Here is a 17,340-nt window from a genome sequence, read left to right on the forward strand (position 1 = left end):
CTTATCGATCAAAGAAAGAAGTTGAGAAAAAATCGGCTGTCCGAAGAAATGTGTATTTTTCATCCGCTGTAATTTGAAGTTGTGGTAAACCTAAAATACAGCAAAAAGGGTAGGCTTCTGCTCAGAAGCTTACCCTAAATTTTAAAACCGTTTCTCGGACAGTAGTGAATAAAAATTAGCGTAGAAATACGGTCGAAATTCAATAGAAATACAGCCTTCGGCTGAAATACACACCTCAGATTTTGTTATCCTGCTTCTCCAGAAGCAGGATTTTTTTTCTAAAGCCTTTCCAAAAACTGAATGGGTGTCAAAATTGGAAGTTGAGGCTTGGAGTGCCTTAAAAATTTCTGATCATTTGTTACAATTCCTTCCATTTCAGAATTGATAGCGATAAAGTAGTGAATAGCATCCTCTAAGTCATCAAAATCAGATTCAATGGCACTAAGTACCTCATATTTTGAGCCTTCCAAAAAGTCAAATCTTTTAGCAATTACACCTGCAATTTCTTTAGTCACTTCCAAACCTTTTGCAAGCTCGAGGTAATAACAGCAAGTTTGGAGCACTGAAATCGAGATAAAGCCATGAATCTTTCTCTCTTCAAGTTTTAGGAAAAATTCATTTAATCGATCTTGGTCGGGGCTTCTTTCCAGAAAGAAATCCAAGATCACATTTACATCAAAGAAGATCTTCATAGCCCCATTTTTTGGCTTTGGCACGGTAGTACTCCTCTTTCCAATCTATTCCTTCAGGAAATTCGACCTTGGATTTCGGCAGTGACTTCATGTACTCCACCAACGTCATCCCATTGGGCAAAGGCGGACGCGGCTTTAGAAGGGTCTCAAAATGCTCCTGCACCAAATCCGACACGCTTCGGTCTTTGGACTCGGCGTAGGCTTTGATTTTTTCCAGCAGCTTTTCCTCGATGGTGATGTTGAGCTTCTTTTTCATCGTATGCGTATGATTGCCCTAATGTACGTATAAATGACTGGAAATGATATCATTCCAAAACCAGAAATAGGGTTGTAATAAAATAGAAATACAGCCTTCGGTTGAAATGCACTACCTCAGATTTTGTTATCCTGCTTTGCCCGAAGCAGGATTTTTTCTTCTACCACCTCGGTCTTATCCCCGGCGCAGTGGGAAATCTCAGGCTTTTGTAATACTCCAGATCTCCCTCGGGCTGTTCGATTTCGCTTGGAAATGGTCTTTTGGATATGGATTGAAAATACAGCAGACAGGCATTTCTCCACCATTCGGCTTCTTGAACTTGGATTCCAAGAAGTTGACTCACATGAGAAAATTGCTCTGGATCGATCGCACCATTGAGGCTTTCCCAAGTAGCTTTCATAGTTCTGGCACTTTTTACCCCATGATCATAGTGAATCCCGATTTCTTCCCAAAGTGTTTTTCCGGATTTCATGGTGTAGTCCCAGGGCAGATGATGAAACCAAAGCAGGTATTTCTCAGGAATCTGTTCCGAGTCAGACCAAGCTCTGATGATCTCCGGCGCGTATTGTTCCAAAGCTTTGCTTCCTGTAGCAGTGCGGTCAAAACCGATTCCTATGCTATCTGCTCGGTGATAATAAAGCGCAGTCCAATCCGCTCTTCCTCCGGTCACCCAAGGTCCAGGGCCGTAGTGATGATCCCATCCCATGATGTGATGCAAGCCAAGCGGAGTCATGTAGTTGACAGCTGCTTCGTGGGAATTGAGCATAATTTCCTTGATGTTGACCAGATTTTCGGGATTTTGACCAAAGGTTAGCTTGGTCCATTCCTCAGCGATCTGCTCCGAACTCAAGTAAGGATCCCAAGCCAACCGCCCAAAAGCATACCAGTTGGCTTGGCCAAAGAGATGCCCTGTCCAATTGCGGTCGGTGCCGATATTGGACACGCCGGCCATGAGGGTGAGCTTTTGGCCGGAGTCCGAACCGTCCACAATTCCAGCCACGGTAGAGGTGGGTGTAGGACGGTAGGTTTTGCTTTGCAGCACTTCCTTCCACATTGGAGACAGGTAAACAAGCTGGGTGGCCTGACCGAGATATTCCTGGGTGATTTGAAACTCAACTCCCAGATTGGTTTGCTTCACTGCCCCAAAAAGTGGGTGGAAAGGTTCCCTTGGCTGGAAGTCAATCGCACCATTTTTGACCTGAATGATCACATTCTCACGAAATTTTCCATCCAAAGGTTCAAATTCCAGATTGGCTTGCTTGTGCCTGTCTTCGTCAATTTCGTGAGAATAGACAAAAGCCCTCCAGATCAACACTCCTCCATGCGGGGCCAAAGCATCGGCAAGCATATTGGCACCTTCGGCATGCGTTCGCTTGTATTCATGCGGCCCGGGCTGTCCTTCGGAATTGGCTTTGACGAGGTATCCCCCAAAGTCGGGAATGTGTTGATACATTTCGTCGGTCTTCTTTTTCCAAAAAGCAATCACCTCCGGATCGAGCGGATCGGCAGTTTTGAGTCCTCCGATTTCGATGGGAGCGGAGAAACGGGCCGTTAGAAAAACTTTGATGCCATACGGTCGGAAGATATCGGCCAGCACTTTGGCCTTTTTCATAAAGTCTGTAGTCAAAATCCTTGCATTGGCATTTACATTGGTAAGGGAAACCGCATTGATGCCGATACTCGCATTGGCACGGGCATAGTCAATGTAGCGAGGATCGATGTAGACAGGCAGCCGGTGCCAGTCCCAAATCGAAAAGCCTGCATAGCCTCGCTCTACCGTTCGGTCCAGATTATCCCAATGGTTGAGCATGCGAAGCTGGATTTTTGGACTTTCCATTTTTACTTTATTCAAGTCAAAACTTCCGTTTTGCAGGCTTTTGAGCCATTCAAAAACTCCATAAAGCACACCTACAGGCCGATTCCCAACGATTGTAAAGTAGGTTTTTCCCTGAAAAACCACCGGCCCCATCCAGTAACCATCTTCGCCCAGATTTCGGATCGTGACCTGATCCTGAAGTCCAAAAACCTGTGCCAGTTCTTCCCGCGTTCCAAGCCAAACCTGGGTTTGGTTCAGTCGCTCGTTGGAGAAAATAGGCGCTTTTCCGGTCATTTTGGGAGCAGCGAGTTGAAGCTCTTTTTGGATGGCCTCGTAGGTAGGATTTTTCCCGAAAAAAAAGATGCCAGAGAAAAGTCGATCTGCTTCCGAGCGCATAATTGAATTTTCGATCGGTCGGTAGTCGAGCCAAAGTTCGTAGCCATCCTTGGCAAAATTGGGAAACGAAAAAATTAGCAAGAGCGCTAGAATCAGGTATTTCTTCATGGGTTTATTAGTTTCGAGGGGTTGAAAATGGCCAAAAAGCCATGGAATTCCAATTGGTTTTACGCAGTCGATTCCTGACAATAATCGTCAAAGTGATTTTTTGGCTGTAGGAAAAAGGTCCTGCTTTCCTATCTTCGACCTGTTACTTTTTGACACATGAACCAGAAACCCTTCATCATCTACAAATCCTCGGCAGGCTCGGGTAAGACCTACACGCTCACGCTGGAGTACCTCAAGTTGGCCCTGCAAAATCCAAGGTCAGGCTTTAAGCAGATTTTGGCGGTGACTTTTACCAATAAGGCCACGGCCGAGATGAAAGAGCGGATTTTGGAAGTGCTCGAGCGCATGAGTCAGCATGTGAAACCTGCTGAGTTTTTGGATCAGGAACTGATGAAGCATCTGAATCTGGATGAAAAGCAACTCCAAACCAGAGCTCGAGAGACTCTTTTGAGTATTCTTCATGGTTACGGCTATTTTTCGGTCAGTACGATTGATTCATTTTTCCAAAAAGTCATCCGATCATTTGCAAGAGAAATGGATTTGCAGGCAAAGTTTGATTTGGAGATGGATACCGATGCGGTCTTGGAGCGATTGGTGGATCGGATCGTGGAGAAGGTGGCTCAGGATAAAAATCTCCGAGCTTGGCTGATCGGCTATGCCGAGGAACAGATCGAAGATGGAAAAACCTGGGATATCCGAAACGGCATCAAAGGTTTGGGTCGGGAGATTTTTCAGGAGCGGTTTAAGGCCTTTCGGGCACTTTTCCAGGAAAGTGTGGCTCAGGAAGGGTTTTTGGGAGAATTCCGAAAACAATTGCATACTGAGCGTCGAAAACTGATCGCCGAGGCAGAAGAAATGAAAGTAAAATCGGAGTCGATTCGGGTGCAGTTCGGACTAGAATGGACTGATTTCAAAGGGGGATCGAGAAGTTTTGCGTTGCGATTTTCCCGATTGGGAGATCCAAAATTTCCTTTTCCCGAACTCACAGAAGTGATGCTTCGGGATTTGCCGGATTCTACTAATTGGTTTTCCAAAGGAGCAAAAAATGCCGCCAACATCATTTCTGCAGCTGAAGGCGGTTTGATTGCCATTCTTTTTTCTTGGCCAGAAAAAGTCCTTCACTGGAATACGCTCTCCGCTTTGCAGCGTAATCTGAATGCTTTTGGGGTTTTCCGAGATTTGATTTTGGAGCTTCGGGACCTGAAAGATGAGGAGAGTATTCTCCTGATTTCGGATGTCAATGACTTTCTCAAGCAAATCACGGAAGGTAACGAGGCGCCTTTTATCTATGAGAAAATCGGCAATCAGTACCGTCACTTTCTGATCGATGAGTTTCAGGATACCTCCGATTTTCAGTGGTCCAGCTTTCGACCTTTGCTTGAAAACTCCCTAGCCTCCGGAAATACCAACCTGCTCGTGGGCGATGTAAAGCAATCCATCTATCGCTGGCGAGGCGGGAAATTGGAGCTGCTTTTGAATGAAGTTCAGCGGCAGATCCGGGAGGATTTGATTGATGTTAAAGATCTTAAAACCAACTTCCGAAGCCTTCCAGGAATCATCGAGTTCAATAATGCACTTTTTGAGCAATTGCCGGCCTTGATGCAATCCGGTATGCAGGACTATTTCGCAGTGGATTCTCAAAATCTGCTGAATGATGCCTTTCTCGAAGTCTCTCAGAAGGTGCCTCAGAAGAAAAAAGACCTCGAGTTTCAGGGAAAAATTCACCTGGAGTTTACCGAGAAAAGCAACTCTAGAAGTTCGTCCGAGGAAGAAGAAACAGAGGAAGATGAAGCGGACGAAACCGTTTTGGCCAAACTGCCCGGCTTGGTGATGCAGCTGCAGGATCAGGGCTATGGATTAAGCGACATTGCTTTTTTGGTGCGAAAAAATGCTCAGGGAGCTGAAATTGCCGATTACCTGATGAATTACCATCGGGAAAATCCTGATTCGGGATATCGCTTTGATGTGCTTTCAGAAGAGTCTCTTTTTATCGACAAATCCATTGCCGTCAAATGCCTTTTGGCTTTTTTTACCTACCTCAATAATCCCTCGGACAAAGTCGCCCTGAAGACCCTTTGGCATTATTACGCCCTGCTTTATGAGGTCGAGCTCAGCCATTCGCTTTTTTATCAGCATAGCCTGCCAAATGCACTGATGGAAAAGGAGACTCAACTGCTTTCGATGGAAAACAGGCTTCTTCAGCTTCCTTTGGTGGAACTGATGGAGGAAGGCTTGGCCTTTTTGGGTTTGACCGAAAAGCAGCAGGATTTGGCTTATGTCTCCGGATTCAAGGAGGCGGTGTTTGATTTCGTGAAGAAGAATCGAGCGAATCTGATGGGTTTCCTCGATTGGTGGGAGCTCAATAAGGGCAAACGAACGGTGAAAATCCCCGAGGATCACGATGCCATGCGCATCCTGACGATTCACAAGTCCAAAGGCTTGCAGTACAAAGTGGTGATCATGCCGTTTTTGGACTGGGGAATTGTATCAAGCGGACAGCAGGCGCCCGTGATTTGGGCGCCTTATCCCATAGAAAATCCTACCACTGTGGTGCCGCTTACCCATCAAAGTCTTTTGAAGAATTCCAATTTTGCCTCTTTTTATGAAGATGAGGTACGTTTGGCCTACCTCGACTCGCTTAATATGCTATATGTGGCATTTACCCGTGCGGAGGAAGTGATTTGGGGCTTTTCGGATTTTACGAGAAGTAAAGAAGGCGTTAAGCTCAACCAAACCGGAAATGTACTTTACACGCTCTTTTCCACTGGGTTTCATATACCCGATCCATCCGATCAAGGTTGGAATTCTGAAATGCTGACCTTCGATTGGGGAGAGTGGGGGAGAAAAATTCCTCCAAAAAATCAAAAGCCGAAAGCACCTTTGGGTTTGCGATGGGAGATTTTGGACTGGAAGGAAAAGCTCAAAACTCGGAAATATGCCTGGGACTTTTCCGAGGACGGTCTGCAGGCCAGAAATCAGCGAAAGCTGGGTGTGATTATTCATGAGCTTTTGGCTGATTCCCAAAGCTTGGAGGACGCCTTGCGATTGCTTCGTGAGTTTACTTTCGAAGGGCGATGGGATGAGGCCACGGCTGAGGAAGTTAAGTTGCAGTTGGAAATGCTGTTTGCACTGGATCAGATTCAGGATTGGTTTGGTCCTGCCTACCAGTCGCTTTCCGAACAGGGAATTTTGCTTCCCGGAGGAGCACAAAAGCGTCCAGACCGAATCCTGATCGGAAAAGATCAAGCCTTGGTCATCGATTTTAAAACCGGAGAAAAGCGGGAAACCCATCTAAGCCAAGTCAAGGAATACATAGGCTTGGTCGCCAAACTCAGTCAACTCCCGGTCAAAGGCTATTTGTGCTATCTCGAACCCACTGAAATTTTGGAAGTATGAACCCATTTTTGAAAGAAACCGCCCAAAAGATCCTCAAGTCGGGTCGAGACCTGAAGGAAATCACTATCGTCCTTCCCAATCGACGTGCGGGTTTTTTTTTCACCCGATACATGGGAGAGTTGATCGATGAGCCGGTTTGGATGCCGGAGGTGATCACGATCGAGCAACTGTTTTACCGATTGGCGGGGAATACACCTGCGGATGAGCTGACATTGATCTTTGAATTGTACGAGCTGTACCGTCAGATTCAAACTGAGCCGGAGGACTTTGATCGCTTTTATTTCTGGGGTGAATTGATCCTGAAAGACTTCAACGACCTCGATCAGTTTTTGGCTCCTGCGAAGACCGTTTACACCAATCTGGCCGAAATCAAAGAATTCGAATCTGATTTAAGTTACCTCTCTGAGGAGCAAAAAGAGCTGATTTCGCAGTTTTGGAAGGCTTTTGAGCGGCAGAATGCATCCGAGCAAGAGCGATTCCTGAGATTTTGGCAGATTTTGGCCCAGCTCTATGAGGGCTTTCAGGCTAGACTTCGCACGGCGGGTTTAGCCTATTCCGGTCAATTGTACAGGCAGGTAGCGGAAAATACAGACCTTATCACAAAGCCTGAGAAGCATATGGTCTTTGTGGGTTTTAATGCCTTTACCCTGACCGAGGAAAAGCTGATCAAGCATTTTGTGAAGGAATTTGGGGCGGAGATTTACTGGGATGTGGATGCCTATTACTTGCATGATCGACTCCAGGAAGCGGGTTTGTTTTTCAGGGATTACCAAAAAGATCCCGTGTTGGGAAAGACTTTCCCGGAGGAAATCCCTGGTGAAATCAGTCAAAAAGCCGCTGCAATCCATACACATGCCATTCCGCTGAAAACCAATCAGGCCAATTTGGTCGGGAAACTTTTGGAAAAAGTGGGTACCGAGGAAGCCTTGGAAGAAACGGTGATCATCCTGCCTGATGAGCAATTACTTTTTCCGGTACTTCATACGCTTCCTGAGACGATTTCCAAACTCAACGTGACCATGGGTTATCCCATTCGAAATGCGCCGATCTATGCCTTTTTGGATGCGGTCTTGGACTTGCAGCGTTATGCGAAGTGGAAAGGTGGACATGTGTTCTTTTATCACAAGCCGGTGATTGACTTGCTTTCATTTTCTTACCTGAAAGCCTCAGATGCGGGATTTGCTAAGGAAATCTCAGAAAAGATCAAGCTGGATAATCTCTTGGATGTGCCAGTAGAAGTTTTGGCCAAAGAAGGTACCTTGTTTCAACTGGTCTTCCGAAAGGTCGAGCCACAGGATCTTTTTGATTATTTGGGAGAAATCATCCAATACCTCGCGCAGGAACTGAAAGAAGATGTCATTCAGCGCAGCTATTTGTATCAAGCTTTCAAACAGCTAAATCGCTTGAAGGAAGTTTTCCGAACTAACCAGGACAAGGGATTGAAGATGGACTTTGTGCTGAAGTTGTTTCGGCAGATTTTTAGGGAGTTGAAATTGCCATTCGAAGGAGAACCGCTTCAAGGTCTGCAGATCATGGGCGTGTTGGAGTCTAGAAACTTGGACTTCCGCCGTGTGATCATCTGTGATGTGAACGAGGGCAGCTTTCCTCCGGGAGGAGGAATTAATTCGATGATTCCGTTTAACCTTCGCCGAGCTTTTGGTTTGCCTGTTCAGGAGCAGAATGACGCGATATATGCCTATACTTTTTACCGTCTCTTGCATCGGGCAGAAGAGGTTCACTTGATTTACACCACAGCAGCTGATCAGGGGAAAGCGAACGAGGTAAGTCGATTTGTGCAGCAGATGCAGGCGGAGCTTCATGTCGCCAAACCTGAGACCGTGATGATTCCCGTGCAATTGACTCCCGGTAAGGAGATCACCTTGGAAAAGACGCCAGAGATTTTGCAGCGGCTTTCCGGCTATTTCAAGAAAGAGGAGAAAGATCCTGATGCGAAAGGATTTTCCGCCTCAGCGCTTTCCATGTATTTGGATTGTCGCTTGAGATTCTATTTCCGCTATGTGGCGGGTTTGAAGGAAAAGGAGGAAGTGGTGTCGGAGATCGATCCGATGACGTTTGGAACGCTTTTGCACAGTGCATTGGAGTTCCTTTATGAGGTGGAAAAGGGTAAGTCCCATCGGGATATTGATTCGCATACCATTGATCGCTTGCTGCCTCAGGTGCCCGAGGCAGTGGATAAGGCCATTCGCAAGTTTTACAAAAAGGAAGCAGGAGAGGAGTTTGAGCTGAGCGGGCAGTTGGTGATCGCCCGGGAGGTTTTTATCAAGTATGTCAAGGAAATTCTCAGCTATGATCAAAAAAATGGCCCTTTCCGGGTGATTGGTTTGGAGGAAGAATACCAAGCTGGAATACCAGTTGAAACCGCCCATGGCAGGGTAGAAATCGCACTCAAAGGCGTGATCGACCGAATGGACGTCAAAGACGGCGTGGTGCGATTGCTGGATTACAAAACAGGAAAAGACAACAAAACTGTGCGTTCGATCGCTTCGCTTTTTGATCGGGAAGATAACAAGCGAAACAAGGCGGCCATGCAAACCTTGCTTTATGCTTACTTCTATCAATACGAGCACCGAGCTAATCAGCTTCCTTTGAAACCGGGAATTTTCAATATCAAGGAAATCTACAATCCTCAGTTCAGTCCATTTCTAATCATGGATAAAGAAGAAATCTCCGATTACCGGGATTTTGCCGCCGAGTTTGAAAGCGGATTAAGCGGATTATTGGCTGAGATTTTCAACCCAGAGGTTCCTTTTGACCAGACGGAAGATGAGAAAAAGTGCACCTTCTGTGCTTACAAGGAAATCTGTGGGAGGTGATTTAGTGGGCTGTGATCAGTGTTCAGTAGGCAGGAAAAGCAGATTTTGTTAGTAGTAAAAAGTAAGTAGTAAGTGGGTTTTTTACTTGACAACTCACTATTTACAAACTTAAAAACTCTGTTTCGTCACCTTCGGATACAGCTCCGGCAGCATCATCAAGGCAGCGGAACCATACCACTCTTTCAGGTCCATTTTGAGAACTCCAGCTTGGATAGCGGGGTCGGTTTCTGTTAGAGCTTTTGCTTCTTCCAGCGTTTGCACATCGAAGATGTAAATGCCGCGGAGGTCATCATTTCCGAAGAAAGGTCCGGCCACGATCAATTTACCCATGTCGGCCATTTTGCCGATGTTGGCCATGTGTCCGGCCTGGATTTCCTGCCTTTGTTCTGGGGTATATTCCGCCACTCGGTCCCCTTTGAGGAGGAATGCCATCACATATTTTTTCATTCCGCGTTCGTCAGCTCCGAGCTTTTTGGCAAGGGCTTCATCGTACTGGCTTTGGGCTAAGCAGGAGATTATTCCTCCACAAATCAGGGTCAGGGTGATCAGAGCTTTTTTCATTTGAGCTGAGTTTTAGTCTAAAATTAAGGCAACTGTATCAGCTTTGGTTCGCACCTTGAGCCAATCATGCAATTTTTTTATTTCACTTGATCCTGGTTTGGATTTGAAGGAGGCATACGCCGCCAGAAGGGTATCTTGTTTCTTTTTCTCCAAATCTGTGAAAATCGATCGCCCAAGACTGAATTTGATTAGGTTAGGGTGGTTGATTTTGGCTTCCCGAGCTACTTCTCCACTGAGATTTCGAATTTTCGCATCCTCAGCAAGCTCGTTTTCCAAAAGGGCTATCCGTGCATCTTTATCTCGTAGAAGTTCTTCATTTCGCTCGTAGAGATCCTTCAGGATGTCATTTCTCAGGACTTGCATGTTGGTAGAGCTTCCACTTTGGTTGATTACCAGCTGAGTTTCTTTAAGTCCTAATTCGAATACTTTCTTTTGTAGAATATTGATTTCTTCTTCTGAGATTGGTTCTCCGATCAGGCTTACCTCAATGGTTCGTTCCTGTCGGTTATATGTCAATTCGGTGTTTAAAACCTGGGTTTTTGGAAACTGCATTTCCACTCGGACAAATTGCCGGGCCTGTTGATTCCAAAGCGATTGCTTGACCAATCCATAGGCCAAATACACACTGGGGATGATGGTCAAAAGGGTGAAAATTGTGATATAAGTCTGTACCCGCTTTTCTCTTTTTCTGTCCAAAAACTGCTTTTTGGGATACTTCATAAAGCGCACGATCAGGTAGGTCGATAAACTGATGAAGACCGAATTGATGAAGAACAGGTAAAACGCTCCGATAAAATAAAGTAAGTTGCCGGTCGCCAAGCCATAACCCGCCGTGCAGAGTGGGGGCATGAGCGCAGTGGCAATCGCTACTCCCGGTATCGCATTGCTTTTCTCTTTTCTTGAGCCAGCAACGATACCAGCTAAGCCTCCAAACAGCGCGATCAATACATCCCAGACGGTCGGCTCAGTACGGGCCAAAAGTTCGGATTGTGCGTCGTGAATAGGGGTGATGTAAAAATAAATCGTCGAGGTCAAAATGGAAATAAAGACTGCTACAGCGAGGTTTCGAAATGAGCGTTTGAGAAGGTCAAAATCATTGATCCCTGCGGCCAAACCGATACCCATGATGGGGCCCATAAGTGGAGAAATAAGCATGGCACCAATGATGACAGCGGTGCTGTTTACGTTTAGTCCTACCGAGGCTACAAAGATTGCGAAAATCAAAATCCAAAGATTAGCCCCTCGGAATTCGACATTTTTTGAGATGTAATCAATGGTCTCCAGCTCGTCCTCTTTTCCTTCCTCCAAGTCAAACCGATGGCGGAGATAGAGTAGCATCCTGATCAGTTTGCCACGTCGCAGCTGACTAGGTTTGTTGTTTTCCATAGGATCAAAATAAGTGAAAGATTAATCAAATTCGACTTGATAGTTGAAATCTATGGGAAAAAGTATCAAAGTAAAGCACTCATTTCCTCGGCTTCTTCAGCGTGAGTTTTCTTCATTCAAAGGAAAAAAGATGTGGATTTAAATATCAATCTTTACTTGCTATTTTTAGGGTTAAATAATTGAATTTTAATGTGTTAAATAGAGTTTAAATGAAACTAAATTTGATTAAGCTAAATAATTTAGATTAATCTAAAAAATAAAATTCCCAAGAATACCCCCGGTTGAAATTGATGAGCGCCTCTTTCGATATAAAAAAATGAAAAATCTTCATGTCGTATTTCTTTCGTTTATTTGATGGGTTCAATCTCAAACCTCCATCTTAGTAGATTCCGTATTTTTACTCATGAATCACTTTTCTCAAAGGCAGCTAGTAGTCCTGGATGATGATAAAATCCAGCATATCCTCATTCGAAAAAAAATCCAGTTGATCACCTCGGAGGTTCAGCTTCATTTTTTTGAATCTGCGGAAAAGGTCCTCACCTTTTTGAGGAACCATTCGGTAGATATTGTCATTACTGATCTCAACTTGGATACCATGGATGGTTGGGATTTTGTTGAGGAATTGGATCGCTTGGGATTCAAAGGCAAGCTTTTTGTGTTGACAGGTTCGATTATGGCTTCCGATCGATTGCGGGCACAAAATGATTCCAGAATTTCGGGGTTTTTCGAAAAACCCATTTCAGATACCAATCTTATCCAAATACTGGCCCCTTAAGTCATTTTCGAATCTCATTAAAATAAAAAAACGTATTTTCGAACATCCGAATTAAATTATGGCAGGAGAAGCAGATGATCGAAAGCCCCTGCTTTCGAAAAAAATAGATAAGTTTTTTACGGGTTTGGCAGATGCCTGGAATTTTGTCAGGCGCTTTTTTCAGGAAGTGTTTTTGCCCCCTTATGAATTCAAGGAGGTGATCCATCAGTGCTACCGAATTGGGGTGGAATCATTGCCCCTCATTTCTCTTACAGGCTTTATTGTGGGGATTGTATTTACCAATCAATCCCGACCCTCCTTGTCTGAGTTTGGGGCTACCTCCTGGTTGCCTGCCCTGATTGCAATAGCGATAGTCAGAGCCATGGGACCCCTGGTTACCGCACTCATTGCCGCCGGCAAAGTAGGTTCAAGTATTGGCGCGGAAATCGGGTCTATGAAAGTAACCGAGCAAATCGATGCCATGGAGGTTTCGGCTACAAATCCTTTCAAGTTTTTGGTGGTCACCCGGGTGTTGGCTACGACCTTCATGATTCCGATTTTGGTGATGTATACCGACTTTGTGGCGCTGATCGGTTCATTTATCAACGTCAACGGCAAAGAGCTGGTCAGTCTATCCACCTTCTTTGTCCAGGTGTTTGATGCCATTACGTTTTTGGATGTGTTTTCTTCCGTCATCAAATCCCTGGTGTTTGGATTTACCATCGGCATAGTGGGATGTTACAAAGGGTACCATTCTTCCAAAGGAACGGAAGGGGTGGGACGTGCGGCCAATTCTGCGGTCGTTATTTCCATGTTCTTGATTTTTATTGAGGAGTTGTTAGCACTCCAGATCGTCAACGCAATCAGAGGCTTGTAAATCATGGACAATCGGGAAAAAGTAGTTGTAGTAAGAGATTTATACAAATCCTTTGGAGACTTGGATGTTTTGGAAGGGGTGGATTTGGATTTGCATAGGGAGGAAAACCTTGTGGTCCTGGGCCGGTCAGGAACAGGGAAATCTGTTTTGATCAAAATCATGGTTGGACTGCTCAGGCAGGATAGTGGTACCATGCAGGTTTTGGGAAAGGAAGTTTCAAAGCTTCCATTGAAGGAACTGAATGCGCTAAGACTCAAAATTGGTTTTTCTTTTCAAAATTCCGCCCTGTACGATTCCATGACCGTTCGGGAAAATATGGAGTTTCCTTTGGTGCGAAATGTGAAGAATCTGACCAAAAAGGAAATTTCGATGCGTATCGAAGAGCTTCTGGAAGCGGTAGGCCTACCACAATCCATCAATCAGATGCCTTCAGAACTTTCCGGAGGACAAAAAAAGCGGATCGGTGTGGCAAGGACTTTGGTGCTCAATCCGGAGATCATGCTTTACGATGAACCGACTGCGGGATTGGATCCGATCACCTGTGTGGATATCAACAATCTGATCAATGAAGTGCGAGAGCGGTATAAGACCACTTCCATTGTCATCACACACGATCTGGCATGTGCCAAGCAAACCGGTGACCGCATGGCGGTACTTCTTGACGGAAAATTCAAAGCAATGGGCACTTTTGAGGAAGTTTTTCCCAGAGCTGTCGATGAGCGAATCAAATCATTTTACGATTATAATTTTATCAACTCATGAGAGGAGAAAATAAACGATCTGTCTTAGTAGGCATTTTTGTTTTTCTGGGAATTGCCATACTGGTTGTCGGCATTCTGACCCTGGGAGGACAGCAGAAAAAATTTGTAAAGGCGATCCATCTTAAAGCGGTATTTGATGATATCGGAGGCTTGCAAACAGGAAATAACATCTGGTTTTCGGGAGTGAAAATCGGTACGGTCCGGAAAATCAATTTCTACGGGGATTCTCAAGTAGAGGTGGAAATGAATGTAGAGAAATCCGTTTCCGAATTTATTCGGAAAAACTCCAAAGCGACCATCAGTTCAGATGGTCTGATCGGCAATAAAATCATCGTGATCTACGGAGGAAGTACGGATTATCCTGTGGTGGAAGAAGGAGATCGACTGGAAGCGGTGATGCCTTTGGATACGGATAAGATGATGGAGACCCTTCAGGAAAACAATAAAAATCTGGTCGACATCACCAATGACCTTAAGCTGCTTACCGGAAAATTGGCTGCAGGAGAAGGAATTGTTGGTGCGGTGATGACGGACTCGACTCTGGCCAAAAATTTCCGTTCCATCTTGGCCAACCTGGAAAGGGCTTCAGTCAACAGTAATAAGATGGTTGCAGATTTGAACTCATTTACCGCTAAGCTCAATCAGGAGGGGAATATGCTCAATGATTTGGTGACCGATCAGTCCATTGTCCCAGACCTGAGAGCTACCATGGAAAATCTCAAAGCGACCAGTGCCAATACCGAATTGTTGACCAAAGAGTTTCAGACTATCACTGAAAAACTCAATTCTCCCGATAATTCCTTGGGAATGTTGTTGAATGATCCGGAGTTTGCCAAGTCTTTGAAAAGTACCTTGGAAAACACAGACTCAGCGACTTTCAATCTGAACAAAGGCATGGAAGCACTGGAGTATACCTGGCCCTTCAATAAGGGATTCAAGCGAAAGGCAAAAGCGGAAGAAAAGGCAGGCGGAAATTAATCCTAAACCTCACCATCAAAAAAGCCAAAGTTGAATTTTTCAGCTTTGGCTTTTTTGATTTGGCAGAAGGGTCATCCAAGACTAAAACGGATGGGCAAATAGAGCCAAGCCTTCACAGGCCGACCTTGATGATCTAAAGCTGGTATGTAGGAGCCCTTAAACTTCTCGACCATTCTCAGTCCTTCTTTGACTAGATTTTTGTCCATTGTGGCTTCATTGGCTACCTCATATTCCAAAAGCTCCCCAGTCTCCGAAATCAACAGGGCCAAGAAAACAGTTCCAGAAATCCCGGCTCTTCTCGGTGCGAGGGGGTAGGCTAGGTTTTTTGCTAAAAAATCAACCCAAGCCTCCAATTCATATCCGGGCATAAAGTCATCATAGTGGAGCTCGTAAGTTTCTTCCTTATTCGCTCTCCAAATCTCAAAGTGTTTGTAATCATGCTTGATGACTTGGCCTTTTTTGACTCCTTGGTCAAAATATAGGGTCAGGGATTTTTTATTGTCCAAGTTGAGAAGCGTTTGACTGATCAGATTGCCCAGCGTATCGTAGGTATCGGTGACTTCCTGATTAAATTTTTCCTCAGCATTGTAGCTGACTTTGATTTGTCGGATCCGTCTGTTTTGGTCATCAAATACTAGATAAAACAGGTCTCCCGAGGGAGTCTTTGATTCAGTCATGGTATATACCTTATTGTCCAAATCTTTTTTTGAGATTTCATAAAAGTGCCGGTTGAGCGGGGTGGTTTTTTGCGCGAGCGTGCCCAAGGCAAAAAGCAAAAACGGAAGAAGAAAAGAGAGTTGTTTCATGTTATAACGATTAGATTTGTTTATTGTCCAAGATTAAATGGGATCGTGATCCATTTGCCTTCAGGAATTCCAAAAGCATTTTGGGCAGGCAAGAATTTCCAATCCCAGTTCTTTACCAATTCCAGAAAGCGGTCCGCGTATTTTTTTTCGGCATCCAGGGGATTTGCCCATTCCACTTCTGAGACTTCTCCGGATTCAGTTACATAGAGAGCCACAATTATTTTTTGATTATTGGCGGGCATTTCGGAAGGCTTAATGCCGAGGTGATTACTCAAATAATTCCTCCACTCTTCCTTGGAATTGATCAAAAAGGGTTCAAAATCATTTTCATAAGTCATCATGGGCTCTTCCTCTCCCGATCGGATGATTAGATAGTTATTGCCTCCTTCGTAAAGCACCTGACCTACCTGCTGTTGATCAAAAAAGTAAGTGGTCAGAAATTTCCCGTTGACCAGATTCAGGGTTTTCTTCCACTGAATTTTCCCCATGGGATCGTAGTGTTCGGTGATTTGTTCCTGAAATTCCTCCTTGGGTTTTGCAGTGCGGATGATGCGGTTGATTTTATTGTTCAGCGAGAAAATCCGCTGGATTTGGGTAGAGTCAGGAGTATAGGATATCAGTTTGTTGAACGAGTGATGGACTGAATCATTCGGTGCGATTTCATAGTAATGCCGGTTGAGTCGGATCACCTGCTGCTGAGCTTTCAGGATATTTTCCTTCCACGGTAAAGTGAAAAAAAACAGCATAAAAATCGCGTTGAATTTCATATGGTTAGTCAAATAAAGGCCCGGTGGTTAGGGCCTATTGAAGTTGATGATCAGTTGTGCACTTTCTATCCTTCCACCTGCTCTATAATGATAATAAGTCCAGGCCTCTACCGGATTTCCCCACTCATCCATTGCCGGCAGAAATCCCTTTTTCCAAGCTTGAAGGGCTTTCAAAAATTTATCTGCCACCCGCTTTTCAGCTCCCAAAGGATTTGCCCAAACAACCTCTTTAACCGTTCCAAATTCGTCCACAAGTACGCCAATAACCACATGATGCCGGATGCTAGGCCATTCATTTTTTGAAAATTTAGTACGTTCTCTCAGAAAAAAGCCGAAATCGCTCTTTTTTTCATTGGGCCTAGGTTCAAAATCATTTTCCAGGGTTTGTCTTGGACTTTCATATCCGGGTCGAAAGATCGAGTATTTGTGTTCTCCCCGATACATCACCTGAGCTACCTGTTCTCCATTAGTGAAATAACTCGTAATAAATTTACTGTTAGCCAGGTTGGCGGTGGTTTTAGACTTTAATTGACCGTCAGCATCAAATTGTTCTATCGTCTGTTCTTGATATTCATCGACAAGAGGAGAGGTCCTGGTAATTCGGTTGATCTGATTATTCCGAGTAAATACCCGCTCAATTTTAGTCGAATCAGCCGTGAAGGAGACCAGTTTGTAAAATACCTGATTTAGGGAATCTTCTTCCGGGATTTCGAAATAGTGCTTGTTGAGAGGAATTGGACGAATGGACTGCCCTGATGCACTAAATGAACCACTCCCAATGGTGAAAAGTATAATGAGATAAAAACAAACTCGAATCACTGCGAATCAACTAAATCGATGTGTAAAATATGTCAGAGCCTAGAGTTTTGCAAGGAATCAACCAAGTCTTTTATTCTTGCCATTTCTTAGATGGTCCATTTCTCTGGGTCAGGGTTCTAAAGACGGGGATTAA

14 protein-coding genes are annotated in these 17,340 nt (G+C 44.7%); 6 read left to right on the plus strand and 8 right to left on the minus strand.

The window, feature by feature from the left end; all coding sequences use genetic code 11:
- Positions 1-278: 278 nt before the first annotated feature.
- The 3 genes from CLV31_RS17195 to CLV31_RS17205 all read right to left on the minus strand — a co-directional run bounded on the left by CLV31_RS17195 (position 279) and on the right by CLV31_RS17205 (position 3,268).
- Positions 279-692 (minus strand): type II toxin-antitoxin system VapC family toxin, encoded by a 414-nt coding sequence (locus CLV31_RS17195; RefSeq protein WP_111394310.1) that lies wholly within the window; start codon positions 690-692, stop codon positions 279-281.
- The gene (locus tag CLV31_RS17200; RefSeq protein ID WP_111394311.1) at positions 676-948 is read right to left on the minus strand and encodes a DUF6364 family protein; all 273 of its coding nucleotides are present in this window, start codon (positions 946-948) and stop codon (positions 676-678) included. Before CLV31_RS17200 ends, CLV31_RS17195 begins: the two co-directional genes overlap by 17 nt.
- Before the next feature lie 160 nt (positions 949-1,108).
- Complete coding sequence (locus tag CLV31_RS17205; RefSeq protein ID WP_111394312.1) at positions 1,109-3,268, minus strand: alpha-glucuronidase family glycosyl hydrolase; 2,160 nt, start codon at positions 3,266-3,268, stop codon at positions 1,109-1,111.
- A gap of 156 nt (positions 3,269-3,424) precedes the next feature.
- On the opposite strand from CLV31_RS17205, the gene CLV31_RS17210 reads away from it, so the two are divergent.
- Positions 3,425-6,664, plus strand: coding sequence for a UvrD-helicase domain-containing protein (locus CLV31_RS17210; protein ID WP_111394313.1), 3,240 nt, complete (start codon positions 3,425-3,427; stop codon positions 6,662-6,664).
- On the plus strand, positions 6,661-9,498 hold the full coding sequence (locus tag CLV31_RS17215; RefSeq protein WP_111394314.1) for a PD-(D/E)XK nuclease family protein: 2,838 nt from the start codon (positions 6,661-6,663) through the stop codon (positions 9,496-9,498). Before CLV31_RS17210 ends, CLV31_RS17215 begins: the two co-directional genes overlap by 4 nt.
- Before the next feature lie 108 nt (positions 9,499-9,606).
- Here CLV31_RS17215 and CLV31_RS17220 read toward each other — a convergent pair whose 3' ends face one another.
- Together CLV31_RS17220 and CLV31_RS17225 are read right to left on the minus strand one after the other, a co-directional pair.
- Entirely contained in the window at positions 9,607-10,059 is a 453-nt protein-coding gene (locus tag CLV31_RS17220) for a YciI family protein (protein ID WP_111394315.1), read from the minus strand.
- A 12-nt stretch (positions 10,060-10,071) separates the two neighbouring features.
- On the minus strand, positions 10,072-11,445 hold the full coding sequence (locus tag CLV31_RS17225) for a TIGR00341 family protein (RefSeq protein ID WP_111394316.1): 1,374 nt from the start codon (positions 11,443-11,445) through the stop codon (positions 10,072-10,074).
- A 403-nt stretch (positions 11,446-11,848) separates the two neighbouring features.
- On the opposite strand from CLV31_RS17225, the gene CLV31_RS17230 reads away from it, so the two are divergent.
- The 4 genes from CLV31_RS17230 to CLV31_RS17245 are packed head-to-tail and all read left to right on the plus strand — an operon-like array spanning position 11,849 to position 14,815.
- Positions 11,849-12,220: a response regulator gene (locus tag CLV31_RS17230; RefSeq protein ID WP_111394317.1), complete on the plus strand. Its 372-nt coding sequence runs from the start codon at positions 11,849-11,851 to the stop codon at positions 12,218-12,220.
- A gap of 58 nt (positions 12,221-12,278) precedes the next feature.
- Positions 12,279-13,076, plus strand: a complete 798-nt coding sequence (locus CLV31_RS17235) for an MlaE family ABC transporter permease (RefSeq protein WP_111394318.1) — start codon at positions 12,279-12,281, stop codon at positions 13,074-13,076.
- Positions 13,077-13,079: 3 nt separating this feature from the next.
- Positions 13,080-13,838, plus strand: a complete 759-nt coding sequence (locus tag CLV31_RS17240) for an ABC transporter ATP-binding protein (RefSeq protein ID WP_111394319.1) — start codon at positions 13,080-13,082, stop codon at positions 13,836-13,838.
- Complete coding sequence (locus CLV31_RS17245) at positions 13,835-14,815, plus strand: MlaD family protein (RefSeq protein WP_111394320.1); 981 nt, start codon at positions 13,835-13,837, stop codon at positions 14,813-14,815. The genes CLV31_RS17240 and CLV31_RS17245 overlap by 4 nt, the downstream gene beginning before the upstream one ends.
- Positions 14,816-14,886: 71 nt before the next feature.
- Here CLV31_RS17245 and CLV31_RS17250 read toward each other — a convergent pair whose 3' ends face one another.
- Genes CLV31_RS17250 through CLV31_RS17260 form a run of 3 tightly spaced genes read right to left on the minus strand, consistent with a single transcriptional unit; the run spans position 14,887 to position 17,207 of the window.
- Entirely contained in the window at positions 14,887-15,621 is a 735-nt protein-coding gene (locus CLV31_RS17250) for an energy transducer TonB (RefSeq protein WP_111394321.1), read from the minus strand.
- Between the two features lie 20 nt (positions 15,622-15,641).
- The gene (locus CLV31_RS17255) at positions 15,642-16,388 is read right to left on the minus strand and encodes a hypothetical protein (protein WP_111394322.1); all 747 of its coding nucleotides are present in this window, start codon (positions 16,386-16,388) and stop codon (positions 15,642-15,644) included.
- Between the two features lie 27 nt (positions 16,389-16,415).
- A complete protein-coding gene (locus CLV31_RS17260) occupies positions 16,416-17,207 on the minus strand; it encodes a hypothetical protein (protein ID WP_111394323.1) in 792 nt (263 codons plus the stop codon).
- Between the last annotated feature and the right edge of the window lie 133 nt (positions 17,208-17,340).

This window comes from Algoriphagus aquaeductus (assembly GCF_003253485.1).
Taxonomy (GTDB): domain Bacteria; phylum Bacteroidota; class Bacteroidia; order Cytophagales; family Cyclobacteriaceae; genus Algoriphagus; species Algoriphagus aquaeductus.